Raw genomic sequence first — 16,253 nt, 5'->3', positions numbered from 1 at the left:
ATGCGCCAGGGAGGAGACGCCATGAACGAGCTAACGAGGCCGCAAAGCCTCGTCGGACAGTCTGTCGAACGTGTCGAGGATGCGAGCCTTCTGAAAGGCTGCGGACGCTACATCGACGATCTGCCGACGCGCCGCGATACCGCCTACACCGCTTTCCTGCGCTCCCCGCATGCGCATGCCGAAATCAGGGCTATCGACACCGATAAAGCCAAGGCGCATCCAGGCGTCTACGCGGTCCTCACGGGCGAGGACGTCGCAAGCCTGACCAACAGCCTCGTCGTCGGCGTGAAGGCCGATGTGGAATGCTGGCCGATGGCCCGCGACCGCGTCCGGTATGTGGGCGAGCCCGTCGTGCTCGTGGTGGCGGAGAGCCGCTATATCGCCGAGGACGCGCTGGATCTCGTGGAGGTCACTTACGAGACTCTGCCGCCGGTGATGGATCCGCGCGCGGCGCTTGCCGACGACGCGCCCGTCCTCCATCCGTCGCTTGGCACGAACCTGATCAATGAGCGTTCGTTTCGCTACGGCAATCCAGAGGCTGCCTTCGAGGCTGCCGCACACCGCATTTCCATCACCACGGCCTATCCGCGCAATTCCTGCACGCCCATCGAGACCTATGGCGTCATCGCCGAATATGACCCCGGCGAAGACGCCTATGACGTCACGGCGAACTTCCAGGGTCCGTTCTCTATCCACGCGGTTCTGTCACGTGCGCTGAAGGTTCCCGGCAACCGCATGCGCCTGCGCACCCCGCCGGATTCCGGCGGTTCCTTCGGCGTCAAGCAGGGCGTGTTTCCTTATGTGGTGCTCATTGCCATTGCTGCACGGGTTGCCGACAGGCCCGTCAAGTGGATCGAGGATCGCCTGGAGCACCTGACCGCGTCGGTCTCGGCGACAAATCGGGTAACGACACTGGAAGCGGCGGTGGAGCCGGACGGCCGGATCACCGCGCTCTCCTGGGACCAGATCGAGGATTGCGGCGCGCATCTCAGGGCGCCCGAACCGGCGACGCTCTACCGCATGCATGGCAACATGACCGGCGCCTATGCCATCGACAATGTCACGATCCGCAACCGGGTCGTCCTGACGAACAAGACGCCGACTGGCCTCAACAGGGGCTTCGGCGGCCCTCAGATCTATTTCCCGCTGGAGCGGCTCGTCCACAAGATCGCCGACGAACTCGGCCTCGACCGGCTCGATGTGATCCGGAAAAACCTGGTGCCGAGCGACGCCTTTCCCTATCGCACCGCGACCGGCGCGCTTCTGGACTCAGGCGACTATGCCGCCGCGCTTGACCGCGCCGTCACCGAAGGTGGGCTCGACGAACTGATGGCCCGGCGCGATGCAGCCCGCGCGGAAGGCAGGTTATACGGTATCGGCCTCACCGCCGCGGTGGAGCCGAGCGTCTCCAACATGGGCTATATCACCACGTTGCTGACGCCGGAGGCACGCGCCAAGGCCGGGCCGAAAAATGGCGCACAGGCCGTGGCGACGGTCGGCATCGACCCGCTCGGTTCGGTCACCGTCAAGGTCGCATCGGTGCCGCAAGGGCAGGGCCATCGCACGGTGCTCGCCCAGGTCGTCGCCGACCGGCTGGGCCTTCCTCTGAGCGCCGTCCGGGTCAACACGGAACTCGACACCAACCGGGACGCCTGGTCGATCGCATCCGGCAATTATGCCAGCCGTTTCGCACCAGCCGTCGCCGGCACTGCGCGGCTGGCCGCTGACCGGCTGCGCGGCAGATTGGCGACGATTGCTGCCGCACAGCTGAATGTCACTGCCGACAACGTCGACTTCGCAGATGGCAAGGTGTTCGACCGTGGCAATCCCGACAACTCCGTCTCGTTCGCGCGCGTCGCCGCAGCAAGCCATTGGGCGCCGGGAACTGTCCCGGAAGGCACCGGGCAGACCATTCGCGAAACCGTGTTCTGGACGCCCGACGAACTGACCGCGCCAACGGCCGAGGATGGTATCAATTCATCGCTCTGCCACGGCTTCATCTTTGATTTCTGCGGCGTGGAAATCGACCGCGACACCGGCGTTGCCCGTATCGATCGATATGTAACGATGCATGATTGCGGCACGATCCTGCATCCCGGCATGGTGGATGGCCAGGTCCGCGGCGGCTTTGCCCAGGCAGTGGGTGCTGCGCTCTACGAAGAATACGCCTATGGCTCCGACGGGGCTTTCCTCACCGGAACGCTCGCCGATTATCTGATCCCGACCGTGATGGAGACACCGGAGCCGGTGATCCTCCATTTCGAAAGCCCGTCGCCCTTCACGCCGCTTGGCGCAAAAGGGGTCGGTGAAGGCAACTGCATGTCGACGCCGGCTTGCATAGCCAACGCCATCGCCGATGCCACGGGCGTCGAGGACCTGACGCTGCCGCTCTCGCCGAGCAAGATCTCGGCGCTCATCCACGGCGACGAAAAGCCCTCGGCCCGGCCGAAAAGCGACGCGAAGCCGCTGAAGGCGCGCGAGGGCGAACGCGCACTGTCGGGCGAAGGATCGGCAGAGGTTTCCGCCACGCGTGAAGAGATCTGGGCGATGCTGCTCGATCCCAGGACGCTGGAAGCGATCATTCCCGGCGCCCACAAGGTCGAGAAGATTTCCGAGACGCATTTCCGCGCCGATGTCACCCTGGGGGTTGGCCCGGTCAAGGGGCGTTACCGGGCCGATATCGAACTGTCCGACATGGTCGAACCTGAGGCGGTGACGCTTTCGGGCGGCACGGAAGGCGCTCTCGGATCAGGCCGAGGGCAGGGTCGTATCACGCTGACCGCAACGGAAAAAGGCACCCGCGTTTCCTACAGCTACGAAGCCGGTATCGGCGGCAAGGTCGCGTCCATCGGCGGACGCCTGCTCGACGGCGCGGCACGCGTGGTCATCGGCCAGTTCTTCCAGTCGCTCGCCCGGTATGCCGGGCGCGGCAAGGCCGCCGAAGCTCCGTCGACCGGCCTGATGGCCCGATTGAGGTCTCTTCTGGGGAGGCGCGCATGAAGCCCGCAGCGTTCGACTACCTGCAGGCCGCAACGCTCGACGAGGCCCTGGATGCACTGCACGAAGCGGGCGGCGACGCGCGCGTCATCGCAGGCGGCCAGTCACTGGTGCCCATGCTGAACATGCGCCTTGCCCGTCCTGCAGTCCTCGTCGACATCATGCGTATCGAGGCGCTGCAGAAGATCGAGCGAAGCGGCGGCGACATCCTCATCGGCGCCGGTGTGCGCCAGGCCAAGCTCGAAGCGTGGCCGGATCTTGCCAACCGCTTGCCGCTGGTGGCGATGGCCCTGCCGTGGCTCGGCCATGTGCAGACCCGGGCGCGCGGAACGGTCTGCGGCTCGCTGGCCCACGCCGATCCGAGCGCGGAACTGCCGCTGTCGCTGATTGCGCTTCGGGGAAGCGTGCATCTGCGCACCAAACGCAAGAAGCGCACGATCAGTGCCGAAGATTTCTTCCTGGGCATGATGGCGACGGAACTCGCCGAGGGCGAGATGATCGAGGCGGTGTCGTTCCCGGCCCGGGCCGATGGCACCGGTTACGGCTTCAACGAGATCGGACGGCGCCACGGCGATTTTGCGATCACGGCGGTGGCCGCCATCGTGACCGAGCACTCCGCATCGATCGCCATTGCCGGCGTGGACGACCGCCCCCGACGATTCGACGTGCCGTTGCCCGACGATTCCGGCCTGGACGATGCACTGAACGAGATCGCCTGGGACCTGAACGCCCGCGACGACATCCACGCCTCGGCCCGCTATCGGCGCGAACTCGTCAGGCGTTTGGGCCGCCGCACCATCGAGGAGGCTGCCGCATGTCTCGCCTGAATGCCCACGAGAAAAAGACCGTCACGTTTAAGCTCAACGGTCTGCCCGTCAGGGCCGATGCGGAAAGCCGGATGCTTCTGAGCGACTTCATCCGCCACGAGATCGGCCTGACCGGCACCCATGTCGGCTGCGAGCACGGTGTCTGCGGCGCGTGCACGATCCAGGTCGATGGTGCACCGGCACGTGCCTGCCTGATGCTCGCCGTTCAGGCGGAAGGAGCCGACATCCGCACAGTCGAGGCGCTGTCGCCCGGAGAAGGCCGGCTCTCTGCGCTCCAGGCAGCATTCAAGCGGCACCACGGCCTCCAATGCGGCTTCTGCACGCCGGGCATCCTGATGTCGCTCGATGCGCTGATCAGCGCACGGCCAGACGCGGGCCGCAACGAGGTGCGCGACCATCTTTCCGGTCACCTCTGCCGGTGCACCGGATACGTGACGATCGTGGAGGCCGCGCTGTCGGCTCTCGATGAAATCCGGAGAGAGGTGAAGAGCAATGTTTGATCTGGGAACGAGTTTCGTGGCGAGTGTGGATCGCGATCCGCATGCGCTTGCCATCGTGGATGGTACAACACGGCTAACCTATGCCGAATGGTACGCGCGCATTTCGGCGCTGGTCGTGGGCCTCGGGGAGATGGGCCTGACGCGTGGCGATCACGTGCTGACGGCCATGCAGAACCGCTGGGAGAATGCGTCGCTGCACTGGGCATGCCAGTTCGCCGGCATCATCGTCACGCCGCTCAACTGGCGGGTCAAAGCCGACGAGGTCGATCACGGGGTCGACGATTCCGGCGCCAAGGCGGTGTTCTACGAGGAGGTCACCGAAGACGCCGTCGCAACGTCTGCCAAAGCTGCCGGCATCATCCGCAAGTCCGCCGCCGAGCTGGCTGAACTGATGCAGGGGAATGCGCCGCTCGCCGTGCCCCAGGCTTCGGCGGAAGACTGGTCGCTGATGCTCTACACGTCCGGCACGACATCGAAGCCCAAGGGCGTGCCGCGCCGCCATCGTGCCGAACGGGCCGGAGCGCTCGCCCATGTGGCGCAGAACCTCTATCGCCATGGCGAGCGCACGCTCGGCGTCATGCCGCTCTATCACACGATGGGCGTGCGGTCGCTGATAGCGTCTTCGCTGACAGGCGGCGCCTTCATCTGCCTGCCGCGCTTCGATGCCGGCAAGGCCATCGACCTTATCGAGGCCGAGGCGATCACCAATCTCTATCTCGTTCCCACGCTCTATCATGACGTGGTGCATCACGAAGCCTTCTCTCCCGAGCGCGTGAAGTCGGTCACCAAGCTTGGCTATGCGGGTGCCTCGATGACAAACGGGCTTTTGCGCAAGCTCGACGACGCCTTCAAGCCCGAACTGTTCGTGAACCACTACGGATCGTCGGAGATCTACACGTTCAGCATCGAGCAGAAGGCGGCAGCCAAGCCGGGCTCTGCGGGGCGTGCCGGCATCAACCAGATGATCCGCGTCGCCAAGCTGAATGCCGCCGATCCCGATGAGCTTGCCGCACCGGGCGAGGAAGGCGAGATCATTGCCCTCGCCAAGAGCGACGAGGCCTTCGAAGGATACTGGAACCGGCCCGACGCGACCGCAAAGGCCTTGCGCAAGGGGTGGTACTTCACCGGCGATACCGGCTTCTTCGACGAAGACGGCGATCTGTTCGTCACGGGGCGCGCCGACGACATGATCATCACCGGTGGCGAGAACGTGTCGCCGGTCGAGGTCGAGAGCTGCCTGTCGCTGCATGACGACGTCGCCGAAGTGGCTGTCGTCGGTCTTCCGGATGAACGCTGGGGCAAGGTCGTCACCGCTTTCGTCAAGCGTCGCGGCAACGTGACGGCCGAAGAACTCGACCAGCACTGCAAGACCTCAGGCCTCGCCAATTTCCGCCGGCCCCGCCGTATCGTCTTCGTCGAGGACATCCCAAAATCGCCCGTCGGCAAGATCCTGCGCCGCATGCTGGTTGCGGGTGAATATCGCGAAGAACAACGCATTCCCGAACATCAATAAGCACACAGCCTGCTGACCAGAAGGATTTCCCACATGGCAGATAAAGCCACTTTCGACGACAAGCGCCTCGCCGACCTCGACGGCTTCACGGTCGTCATCGACGCGGTGCGTCAACGTGCCGACATCACCTTGGATCGGCCGCCTTACAACGTCGTCTCCATGCTGGCACGCGACCAGCTCCGCCTCGTTTTCGAAGCGCTCGATGAGGACGACCGCGTTCGCATCATCGTCGTCACCGGCGCGGGCGAACACTTCTCGTCGGGCGGCAACATCAAGGGCTTCCTCGAAGCGACCCCGGAACATGTTTCCAAGCTCGCCTGGAACATCGCGGCACCTGCGCGCTGCTCCAAGCCTGTGATCGCCGCCAATCGCGGCTATTGCTTCGGCGTCGGTTTCGAACTGTCGCTCGCCTGCGACTTCCGCATCGCGACCGACACGACGCGCTACGCGCTGCCTGAGCAGAAGCTCGGCCAGATCCCGGGCTCCGGCGGCTCGGCCCGCCTGCAGAAGATGGTCGGCGTCACCCGCACCAAGAACATCGTCATGCGCTCCATGCGCATCACCGGCAAGCAGGCCTATGACTGGGGCATTGCCTCCGACGTCGTCGCCGACGCCGATCTCGAGACCACGGTCGATGCGCTCGTCGAAGAACTGATCGCCTTCTCGCCGATCGCACAGCGCACGGCCAAGAAGCTCTTGAACGACACCGACGACGCGCTGCTCACCACCGCGATCGAGCTGGAAGGGCTCAATTACAGCCGTCTGCGCCAATCCGACGATTTCCGCGAAGGGGTCAACGCCTTCCACGAAAAACGGGCCGCCGTCTTCGTCGGTCGCTGACATCAAGGCCGGCCCCGCGAGGAGGGCCGGCATTTTTTCACCGGGCCGCACCAGGGGACGCGGCCCCCACGGGAGGAATTTCAATGAATACGGAAACAAGACATATCATCGAACCAGCGCCTGGCTTCGCGTCCGGATTGCGCGACTTGCCCAAGCATCTGACGGTGAAGTCGTTCAGCGCCGGCCTCGTCGCCGCGATCTTCGGTTGCTCCGGCCCGGCCCTGATCGTGATCGGAGCTGCCAATGACGGCGGCCTGACCAACGGCCAGACCGTCGCCTGGCTGTTTGCCATCTATTTTCTGGGCGGGCTGATCAGCCTGTTCCTGGCATTGCGCTACAAGCAGCCGGTCACCGGCGCCTATTCGATCCCCGGCGCCGCGCTGGTTGCCGGTTCGCTCGCCACCTTCTCCTTCGATCAGGCCGTGGGTGCTTTCATCATGGCAGGCGTGATCGTCTTCGTTCTCGGCATTTCCGGCCTCATCGGCAAGGTGATGCGCTGGATTCCGATGCCGATCGTCATGGCCATGATTGCTGGTGCGCTGATGCGCTTTGCGACCGGCGCCGTCGGCTCGCTCGGCACCGCGCCGCTGATCGCGGGCGCAGCCATCATCGCCTTCTTCGTGTCGATGCGCATGACAAAGACGATCCCGCCGGTGCTTGCGGCACTCGTTGCCGGCCTCATCGCCGCTTTTGCGACCGGTTCCGTCGGCGGCGCTGCGACCGAGATCGCCTTCGTCTTCCCTGAATTCACCGCGCCGACCTTCACCTTCGACGCTTTCCTCGCGATTGCCGTGCCGCTGGCACTGCTCGTCATCGGCGCCGAAAATGCGCAGGCGACCGGTGTGCTGATGGCCGAAGGCTACAAGCCGCCGATCAACATGATGACCGTGATCTCGGGTGTAGGCGGCGTGGCGGCTGGTCTGCTCGGCGGCCACAACGCGAACATCGCCGGCCCGATGACCGCGATCTGCTCCTCCGAGCAGGCCGGCGACAACAAGGAAGGCCGGTACGCCGCGACAGTGGTCAATGGCATTCTGTTCGGTGCGTTCGGCATCGTCGCGGGCGCTGCTGTGCCCGTCGTCATGTCTTTGCCCGGAGCGCTGATCGGAACCGTTGCCGGCCTCGCGATGATCGGCGTGCTTCTCGCTGCCCTTCAGAACGCGTTCGGACGGTCACTCGGCAACCAGACCGGTGCCTTCGTTGCGCTTGCCGTGTCACTCTCCAACATCACGCTGCTCGGCATCAGCGCTCCCTTCTGGGCTCTCGTGGCAGGCGTCGTCGTCTCTGCGGTTGTCGAACGGCACGTATTGACCACGACACGCGCCGAGGGAGCGGCCGGCGTCAGCTAAACCGCTCGGCGCAAACGTCTCGCCAATTGTACCAGGCGCAAAGCCATCGCGCCTGGTGCAGCCTCTACTCAGAAGCAACGCGTATGTCGTGCATCCGCGCGGCGCGCTCTGGGCTCTACCGAACGTGAAGCAGCCGGCCTCGTCGGCAAAAAGCCAAACCCGCCGCCCATCGGTCCATGATCGGGCTGCTCGTGAAGAGCTTGAATCCTTGCCTGTTGTTGATGCGTTTTCGGCGCCTATCCGGAACATGGTCCAGTCACCGAAGTTCGATCCAACAAGGCTCGGGACCATGACCAAGAGTCATCGCATCAAGTTGCTGAATATCTATCGGTCGAAAACGGAGCTTGTTCTGCAGGTGTTTCCACGTTGAGCTTTTGCGCAATGGCGGCTGTCATGGAAATGAGCTTCGTGATCTCGTGTTCGGCAAGCAGATCGGTCTGGAGGTCGAGTTTGGCTCGGCGGTCACTCAGCTCCGCCATCCTGTTTTAACTGATCAGCACGAATGTCGAGAGAAAAATGGCTTCGACTGAGGCGATCATGGCCAGCACCACGAGCGAGGTATCCCAAGGCTCGATGGGCGTGAGGCCTAGATCGATCAAGATCCAAGAGCCAAAAACGCCAAGTGCAGATAGACGGAGGCCATACTGCCTGTGAAGCTCGTGACACTCTGAGCGAGCCGTTCCTGTAGTGTCGCACGAGCTTGATGTTCGGTCTCACGCTTCTCAAGCGCATCGATGTTCCGAGATAAGGCGGGTGCGAGGCCTTTTGGACCGGGCGGGGGGACAACAGGGGATCGGTCGATCACAACACGACCTCCTCATTGAAGGTAACGAAGTGGAAGCCTTGGCGAACGTTCCGGTGCGTTCGCGGGCTGCAGGGGTGCTCGCGACGATGCTGGAGATCGCATGCTTGCCTCTTGAACCCGCAGATCTCCCAGACATTCCCACTTGGTTTCGTTGCTCGTCGGCTGCCACGGGATGCAACAATCACGCGGGGAGCGAACCGGCCGGAACAGGCTCGTTTCTGCTCCGGCCGGCTCTGTTCTAATTATTGCTGAGTTTCGACGAAAGCACGGATCTGCGTCATGTTTGCGCTTGTGATGGCGTTGTCCGAGCCCGCCGCCAAGTCTCCAGCTGTCGTTCCAGTTTCGCCAGAGGTACCGGCTGGAGAGCCAGCGGTTGAATTGCCAGCTGCAGCCATCGGAAGAAGAACTCGCGCTACCTCCGGACGTGCTGCCGCCGACAGATCAAAACACCATTAAAGCCCGAGGTCGCTCAATCCCGCATGGTCACTTGGCCGAATGCCGATCGGCCAGTGGAATTTTCGATCCTCGCGAGAAATTGCGAGATCGTTGATCGACGCGATGCGGCGCTGCATCAAGCCTTCGGGCGAGAACTCCCAGTTCTCGTTGCCGTAGGAGCGGAACCAGTTGCCGCTGTCGTCATGCCATTCATAGGCGAAGCGCACCGCGATGCGGTTGTCATGATGCGCCCAGACCTCCTTGATGAGGCGATAGTCGAGCTCGCGCACCCATTTGCGCTCAAGAAAAGCTTGGACGGCATCACGCCCTTGCAGAAACTCGGCACGGTTTCGCCAGATCGTGTCGGGCGTATAGGCCAAAACGACCTTGCCTGGGTCGCGGGTGTTCCAGGCATCTTCCGCCATGCGCGCCTTCTGGGCGGCAGTCTCTGCTGTAAAAGGGGGCAAGGGCGGTCGCGACATCGTTCAGATCTCCAGTCGGGGGCATCGATGCGGTGCAGGCAGGGGCTTTTCACGCCCCGCCCGCGCCGTGGTTCAGATCACCAGGCGTTGTAGGCCAGGTATTTGCCCCGCATCTTGAGCTCGACCCGATCGCCCTTCGGGCTCGGAATCCGGTCGATCTCCATGTCGAAATCGATCGCGCTCATGATGCCGTTGCCGAACTTCTCGTTGATCAGTTCCTTGATCGTGTCGCCGTAGACGGCGACGATCTCGTAGAGACGGTAGACGCATGGGTCGGTGGGGACCGCCTGCGAAAAGATCTTCGTCGGGAATTCGGCAAGGACCAGCGCCGCTTCCTGCGGAAGGCCGAGGTTGCGTACCAGCAGATCGGCCTTGTCGCGCGGGAAGGCATTCATGCCGAGACAGGCGGAGGTGGTGAACACTTCCGACATGCCGATATCCGCCGCGATCTTCTCCCAGGTCAGACCTGCGGTGCGCTTCTTTTCGATGATCAGTTCCGTGACGTGGATTTTCTTCATCATGGTCAGCGTTTCCTCGTGTTGGTTATGGCGTTGAAACGTCCAGCTCAGCCGGCGAGCGAGACGAGATGGGGACGGACGCGTTCGGCGTCCGGGGTCGGTTTTTCGTCGTCCGCGCCGGGGCGCACGGTCAGCGGCTGCCGCCGCCCACCACTGGATTCACGCGGGCTTGCCGCGATCTCTCCGGAGCGCCGGGACAGGAAATCGACGAGGTGGTTGCGGATCTTGTAGTAGGCCGGGTGGTGGATCATCTCGGCACGTTTGCGCGGCCGTGGAATATCGATGACGACGCTTTCGGCAACTTCGGCAAAGGGCCCGTTGCTCATCAGCAAAATGCGGTCGGCGAGAAGGATCGCCTCGTCCACGTCATGTGTGATCATGAAGACGGTCTGGCCGCTGTCTTGCCAGATCTTCAGAAGCTCGTCCTGAATGGTGCCGCGCGTGAGCGCATCGAGCGCGCCAAACGGTTCATCGAGCAGCAAGAGCTTCGGCTGTGTCGCGAAGGCGCGGGCGATGGAAACACGCTGGCGCATACCGCCTGAGAGCTGCGACGGCTTGCGATGCTCGGCACCGTTGGTCAGGCCGACCATGCGCAGATATTCGTAGCTGTGCTCCTCGACCCTCTCCTTGGACCAGGAGGGAAAGCGCGCTTTGACGCCGAACATCACGTTCTTCAGCGCCGTCAGCCAGGGCAGTAGCGAATAGTTCTGGAAGACGACGCCGCGATCGAGGCTTGGGCCCGATACTTCCTTTCCATCCATGGTCACCACGCCTTCGGTTGGCTCGTCGAGCCCGGCGAGAACGTTCATGATGGTGGACTTGCCGCACCCGGAATGGCCGATGATGCAGACGAACTCGCCCTTCTGAATATCGAAGTTGACGTTTTCGAACACCGTGAGCAGTTCGTCCTTGCTGCCCGGAAACCGCTTGGCCAGCCCGTCGATCTCGAGGAATGGTTGTGTCATGACGCTCTCCTATTCGGTGTAGGTGACGGCGCGCTGCAGGCGGCCGAATGCGGCATCGAGCGCCATGCCGACGACGCCGATCATCAGGATCGAAAAGATCACGCTGGTGAGATCGAGATTGTTCCACTCGTTCCAGACGTAGTAGCCAATGCCCGTGCCACCGACGAGCATTTCGGCGGCGACGATCACGAGCCAGGCGATGCCGATCGAGATGCGCATGCCTGTCACGATGGTCGGTGCGGCGGCCGGCAAGATCACCTGGAAGGCCGTCTTCACCGGCCCGAGCTCGTGGGTGCGTGCGACATTCACCCAGTCCTTGCGGACCGAAGCGACGCCGAAGGCCGTGTTGAGCAGCATCGGCCAGATCGAACAGATGAAGATCACGAAGATCGACGATGCCTCGCTGTCCTGGATGATGAAGAGCGCAAGCGGCATCCAGGCGAGCGGCGAGATCGGCCGCAGCACCTGGATGAAGGGATCGAGGGCCCGGAACATCAGCGGCGACATGCCGATCAGGAAGCCCACCGGCAGCGCGATGATCGCTGCAAGCGCATAACCCGTCAGCACCCGCATCAGCGAATAGGCAATCTGGATGCCGATGCCCTTGTCGTTGGCGCCGGTGTTGTGGAAGGGATCGGAAAGCTCCTCCCACGCCTTCTGCATCACCGCAGAAGGCGCGGGAACGCCGGCATTCTGGCTGCCGCCGCCCATCAGCCGCTCATACTCGGTCATCTCACCGGCGCCCGGCAGGATTTCCGTGTTCGTCGACAATTCCCAGGCGCCGAGCGCGACGATCAGGATGACGATCGTGAGTGCGAGTGCCCTGAAGTCGTAGGAGCGCGTCATCTCACGTCCTCCGGATCGCGAAGCTCTCGACATAGGCTTCGGGTTCAGCCGGATCGAAGGTCTTGCCCATGATGACGTGCGATTTGTAGGTCTCGGCTGGCACCTCGAGCCCCAGATCGGCCATAACCTTCCCGCAATCGGCAGCGAGATAGACCTGCTCGGCAACCGCGGCGTAGTCGATATCGCCCTCGATGTAGCCCCAGCGCTTCATCTGGGTCAGGATCCAGACGCCCATGGAGTGCCAGGGGAACGGGTCGAAATCGATCCGGTTCGGCTCGTCGCGCACATTGCCGAGACCGTCGGCGAAGCGGCCGGTCAACACCTGCTCGATGACCGGCACCGGCTGATTGAGATAGTTGGTCGGCGCGATGGCCTCGGCAATCTCGGAACGGTTGGCGCTGTCGCTGGCATACTGGGTGGCGTCGATGATCGCCTTCAAGAGATTGCCGTAGGTGTTCGGGTAGGTTTCGGCAAATGCCTGCGAGCAGGCGAAGGCGCAGCAGGGGTGGCCTTCCCAGATGTCCTTGGTGAGAATGTGGATGAAGCCGATCTCTTCCCAGACCGCGCGCTGGTTGAACGGATCTGGCGACAGGAAGCCGTCGATGTTGCCGGCGCGCAGGTTTGCGACCATCTCCGGCGGCGGCACGACGCGGATCTGGATATCGCGATCCGGATCAAGACCTGCCTCGGCCACGTAGTAGCGCAGCAGGAAGTTGTGCATCGAATATTCGAACGGCACCCCGAAAGTGAGGCCGCGCCAGGTCGACACGTCCTCGTGCTTGTCGCGGTGGTCGTTGTGCAGGACAATCGCCTGGCCGTTGATGTTCTCCACGGCGGGCATCAGGAACGGCGTTGCAGTTGAGCCGGCGCCAAGCGTGATCGCGAGCGGCATCGGCGTCAGCATGTGCGAGGCATCGTATTCCCCATTCAGCGACTTGTCGCGGGCGACGGCCCAGCCGGCGGTCTTCACGACTTCGACGTTCAGGCCGTAGCGCTGATAGAAGCCGAGCGGCTCCGCCATGATGATCGGCGTGGCGCAGGTAATCGGAACGAAGCCGACGGAGAGGTCGGTTTTTTCCGGCGTTCCAATTTCGTCGAGGATCGCAGCCTTCACCTTGTCGATGGGCAGGACCGACGCGAGTGCGGCGGCAAGCGTCGTTCCGCCAAGCATCTTGGCGAATGAGCGGCGCGACAGTTCGTTGTGTCCGAACATGGACCGCACGATGGCGCTCTCGACGGCTCTATCCAACATGTCATCGGTGGACATGCGCGTGCGCTGGTCTCTGGCCGAGACCGCCTTCATGCGATGGCCTGCATCGTCCGCGCAATCGCTGCAGTTACAAGCCAAGCCATGGCGAAGATCGACATCGCCGTCATATGGATTGCCCAAGGACTTGATCGTCATTTGCTGAACCCCTTTTTTGACAGCGCACCCGGTTGCCGCAGCTGCGCCAGCCTCCACGTCTGAGGCAAAGCAATGGCCGTGCCAGGTGCTCGCCGCTGACCAAAAGCCCGCGCCGGCAGGGGGAATCGGTGCGTGGTGAGAGGCGGACTTATTACGAATATCCGTAATTTACAGTTTCTCGTAATAACGTTATGAAATTTCGTAAAAGGAGCGCGTATTGGCAAAGGATTTGCGGCTGGGGGAATTCGCCTCATCAGAAGCTGACAGCACGGTGCTGTTCGCCGAGGCGTTTCATGCCGATGCCGAGGCGTTGCTGCTGGTTCGCCCCGCGGCCAATCGCATCGTGCAAGCGAATGCCGCAGCCGCCCGTCTCTTCGAATATTCCATCGATGTTTTGCGCGAAACGCCGGTCACGGCTCTGTACGACCATGCGATCGGCGCACTGCATGTCCTGACGGAAGAGGCACTCGAGCGCGGACATGCCTATAGCCGCGACATCGTCATTCGGCGCGCAAGGGCCGAGCCTCTCGAGGTGGAGCACAGCGCTTTGGCACTCCAGACCGCCGGCGAATTCCATATCCTCATCCGCATCAGCGATCTGGACGCGAGACGGCGTCGCTCCATCGACGAGGAGGCCAACAACTACCATCGCCAGGGGCTGGAGGAATGGCGTCGCGCCGAACGCTTCTTCCGCGAGATAGAGCGGGAAAATCAGCTCATTCTGGCGGCAGCAGGCGAAGGCATCTACGGCGTCAATGCCGATGGCGTCACGACGTTCGTCAATCCGGCCGCCGAGGCGATGCTCGGTTACAGCGCGGCTGAACTCGTCGGTCACGACATGCACAGCATGGTGCACTACAAGCATCCGGACGGCAGCCACTACCATTCGTCCGACTGCCCGATCTACAAGGCGTTTCGCCAGGGCACGATCAACACGGTGGATGACGAGGTCTTCTGGCACAAGGACGGTCATCCCGTGCGCGTCGAATACACCTCGACGCCGATCAGCGACAACGGGGCGCATGTTGGCGCGGTGATCGTCTTTCGCGATATCTCCGAGCGCAAGCGCAACGAAGAGAAGCTGCGCTCGGCTCTGGAAGAAAATGCCCGCCTGCGAGAGCGGCTCGAAATGGAAAACGCCTATCTACAGGAGGAGATCCTGACGCAGGCGAACCATTACGACATCATCGGCAACACCGGCCCCATCCACAAGATCCTGCAGCAGATCGATCTGGTCGCGCCGACCGACGCCAACGTCCTCATCACCGGCGAAAGCGGAACGGGCAAAGAGCTCGTGGCGCGTGCGATCCATCAGGCTTCAAAGCGGCGGGACCGGCCTTTGATCCGCGTCAATTGCGCAGCAATCCCGCGAGAACTTTTCGAAAGCGAATTCTTCGGACACGTCAAAGGCGCCTTCACCGGCGCGGTCCGCGACCGCATCGGCCGCTTCGAGTTGGCCGATGGCGGAACGATCTTTCTCGACGAGGTGGGAGAAATCCCGCTCGATCTTCAATCGAAGCTGCTGCGGGTGCTGCAGGATCGGCGTTTCGAACGGATCGGCGAAGAAAAAACGCGCGAGGTGGACATCCGGCTGATCGCCGCAACCAACCGCGATCTCAAGTCGGAAGCTGCCAAAGGCCGCTTCCGCGAAGACCTCTATTTCCGCCTGAACGTCTTCCCCATCGAGTGCCTGCCTCTGCGCGCCCGGCGCGAGGACATCCCCCTGCTCGCCCAGCATTTCCTCAAGATCGCATGCGCGCGCTTGAACATCGACGAGCCGCTGATGACGCGGGCGAATATTGCCGAACTCAAGAGCTATTCCTGGCCGGGCAATGCCCGCGAATTGCAGAACATCATCGAGCGCGCCGCCATTCTCGCGCGCAACGGACGGATGGAATTTCACCTTCAGGGGCAAACCGTAAGGCCTGTTGAGGAGCGCCGCCCGACCGAGGTGGCCGATACGATCGATGATGCTCTGGCGCCAATCCTCACCGCCCGCGAAATGCAGGACTTCGAGGTGGCCAATGTCCAAAGAGCACTTTCAAGCACCAACGGTCGCGTCTCCGGGAAAGATGGCGCAGCCGCCCTGCTGGGAATGAAGCCGACCACGCTTTACTCCAAACTGAAGGCGCTCGGGATCGACAGGAACGGTCAGTAGCCGCCATGACCCGGCCAGACATCCTGCAGCCGGCTAGTCGACAATTCCAGCATCGGAGTTGAAATGTGTGATGGGTTGGTCAGTCTGTGCTTGCTGGGCGACCTTGCAGGCTTGATTGGGTAACCTGCGCGGTATCGGCGTTCTGCGCCACTGCTGCGATCCCAATCGTTTTCGCTTGGATTGCGACTGCGGGTGCGAACACACCCTTGCTCGTCTTTTGCTCGAAGCCCGTTCAGGTCGCGCTTGGCGCTAAGCGTCGAACGATCATGCGTGCGTAAAGGTCGATGAAGTATCCGATGATCCCGAGAGTGATCATGGTAGGGACGAGTTCGGGAGAGGCGAGGCTGTCGCGCGTGTCGAGGATGAGGTATCCAAGGCGAGCCTGCACGCCCAGCATTTCGCAGGGAACCAGGACGATCCAGGTCATCCCGATCGCCAGGCGAAGCGGCAGGAAAACTGGATGGGAGCTGCGAGCTGAACCTGTTGGCCACGGGCCTTCAGGCTGCGAGCAAGTGCGACATAGGGTTGAACATCTCCACGTATACCGAGCGTATGGATCGCGATCCGCCTGGCGCCAGCATGGAGTGGTCGATGCGAAATGTCTGCTGTTCGC

At 62.7% G+C, this 16,253-nt stretch carries 14 protein-coding genes; 7 read left to right on the top strand and 7 right to left on the bottom strand.

Annotated elements, in window-relative coordinates; all coding sequences use genetic code 11:
• The first annotated feature begins 21 nt into the window (after nucleotides 1–21).
• The 6 genes from D5400_RS18030 to D5400_RS18005 all read left to right on the top strand — a co-directional run bounded on the left by D5400_RS18030 (nucleotide 22) and on the right by D5400_RS18005 (nucleotide 8,026).
• Nucleotides 22–3,000, top strand: a complete 2,979-nt coding sequence (locus D5400_RS18030; RefSeq protein WP_126011363.1) for a xanthine dehydrogenase family protein molybdopterin-binding subunit — start codon at nucleotides 22–24, stop codon at nucleotides 2,998–3,000.
• Complete coding sequence (locus tag D5400_RS18025) at nucleotides 2,997–3,824, top strand: FAD binding domain-containing protein (RefSeq protein ID WP_126011361.1); 828 nt, start codon at nucleotides 2,997–2,999, stop codon at nucleotides 3,822–3,824. The genes D5400_RS18030 and D5400_RS18025 overlap by 4 nt, the downstream gene beginning before the upstream one ends.
• Nucleotides 3,812–4,324 carry a (2Fe-2S)-binding protein gene (locus D5400_RS18020; RefSeq protein WP_126011359.1) on the top strand — a complete coding sequence of 171 codons (513 nt, stop codon included), beginning with the start codon at nucleotides 3,812–3,814 and terminating at the stop codon, nucleotides 4,322–4,324. Before D5400_RS18025 ends, D5400_RS18020 begins: the two co-directional genes overlap by 13 nt.
• Entirely contained in the window at nucleotides 4,317–5,837 is a 1,521-nt protein-coding gene (locus D5400_RS18015) for an AMP-binding protein (RefSeq protein ID WP_126011357.1), read from the top strand. Before D5400_RS18020 ends, D5400_RS18015 begins: the two co-directional genes overlap by 8 nt.
• A 33-nt stretch (nucleotides 5,838–5,870) precedes the next feature.
• Nucleotides 5,871–6,677 carry an enoyl-CoA hydratase/isomerase family protein gene (locus D5400_RS18010; protein WP_126011355.1) on the top strand — a complete coding sequence of 269 codons (807 nt, stop codon included), beginning with the start codon at nucleotides 5,871–5,873 and terminating at the stop codon, nucleotides 6,675–6,677.
• A gap of 146 nt (nucleotides 6,678–6,823) precedes the next feature.
• The gene (locus D5400_RS18005; RefSeq protein ID WP_245451351.1) at nucleotides 6,824–8,026 is read left to right on the top strand and encodes a benzoate/H(+) symporter BenE family transporter; all 1,203 of its coding nucleotides are present in this window, start codon (nucleotides 6,824–6,826) and stop codon (nucleotides 8,024–8,026) included.
• A gap of 485 nt (nucleotides 8,027–8,511) precedes the next feature.
• On the opposite strand, the gene D5400_RS21745 is transcribed toward D5400_RS18005, so the two are convergent.
• From D5400_RS21745 to D5400_RS17980, 6 genes are all read right to left on the bottom strand, one after another.
• Complete coding sequence (locus D5400_RS21745) at nucleotides 8,512–8,625, bottom strand: DUF1003 domain-containing protein (RefSeq protein ID WP_164527940.1); 114 nt, start codon at nucleotides 8,623–8,625, stop codon at nucleotides 8,512–8,514.
• A gap of 658 nt (nucleotides 8,626–9,283) precedes the next feature.
• On the bottom strand, nucleotides 9,284–9,748 hold the full coding sequence (locus D5400_RS18000; RefSeq protein WP_126011351.1) for a nuclear transport factor 2 family protein: 465 nt from the start codon (nucleotides 9,746–9,748) through the stop codon (nucleotides 9,284–9,286).
• 77 nt (nucleotides 9,749–9,825) lie between these two features.
• On the bottom strand, nucleotides 9,826–10,269 hold the full coding sequence (cynS, locus tag D5400_RS17995; protein ID WP_245451350.1) for a cyanase: 444 nt from the start codon (nucleotides 10,267–10,269) through the stop codon (nucleotides 9,826–9,828).
• A 44-nt stretch (nucleotides 10,270–10,313) separates the two neighbouring features.
• Nucleotides 10,314–11,231: an ABC transporter ATP-binding protein gene (locus D5400_RS17990; RefSeq protein ID WP_126011349.1), complete on the bottom strand. Its 918-nt coding sequence runs from the start codon at nucleotides 11,229–11,231 to the stop codon at nucleotides 10,314–10,316.
• A 9-nt stretch (nucleotides 11,232–11,240) separates the two neighbouring features.
• On the bottom strand, nucleotides 11,241–12,077 hold the full coding sequence (gene ntrB, locus D5400_RS17985; protein ID WP_126011347.1) for a nitrate ABC transporter permease: 837 nt from the start codon (nucleotides 12,075–12,077) through the stop codon (nucleotides 11,241–11,243).
• 1 nt (nucleotide 12,078) lies between these two features.
• Nucleotides 12,079–13,476, bottom strand: a complete 1,398-nt coding sequence (locus D5400_RS17980; RefSeq protein ID WP_425364936.1) for a CmpA/NrtA family ABC transporter substrate-binding protein — start codon at nucleotides 13,474–13,476, stop codon at nucleotides 12,079–12,081.
• Between the two features lie 223 nt (nucleotides 13,477–13,699).
• Here D5400_RS17980 and D5400_RS17975 point away from each other — a divergent pair, with 223 nt between their 5' ends.
• Nucleotides 13,700–15,640 carry a sigma 54-interacting transcriptional regulator gene (locus D5400_RS17975; protein ID WP_245451349.1) on the top strand — a complete coding sequence of 647 codons (1,941 nt, stop codon included), beginning with the start codon at nucleotides 13,700–13,702 and terminating at the stop codon, nucleotides 15,638–15,640.
• A gap of 232 nt (nucleotides 15,641–15,872) precedes the next feature.
• On the opposite strand, the gene D5400_RS17970 is transcribed toward D5400_RS17975, so the two are convergent.
• The gene (locus D5400_RS17970) at nucleotides 15,873–16,067 is read right to left on the bottom strand and encodes a hypothetical protein (RefSeq protein ID WP_126011344.1); all 195 of its coding nucleotides are present in this window, start codon (nucleotides 16,065–16,067) and stop codon (nucleotides 15,873–15,875) included.
• Between the last annotated feature and the right edge of the window lie 186 nt (nucleotides 16,068–16,253).

Origin of the sequence: Georhizobium profundi, assembly GCF_003952725.1 — a bacterium.
GTDB lineage: Bacteria > Pseudomonadota > Alphaproteobacteria > Rhizobiales > Rhizobiaceae > Georhizobium > Georhizobium profundi.
The sequence above is the reverse complement of the archived record's forward strand: the minus strand, read 5'-3'. Positions and strand labels throughout refer to the sequence as shown.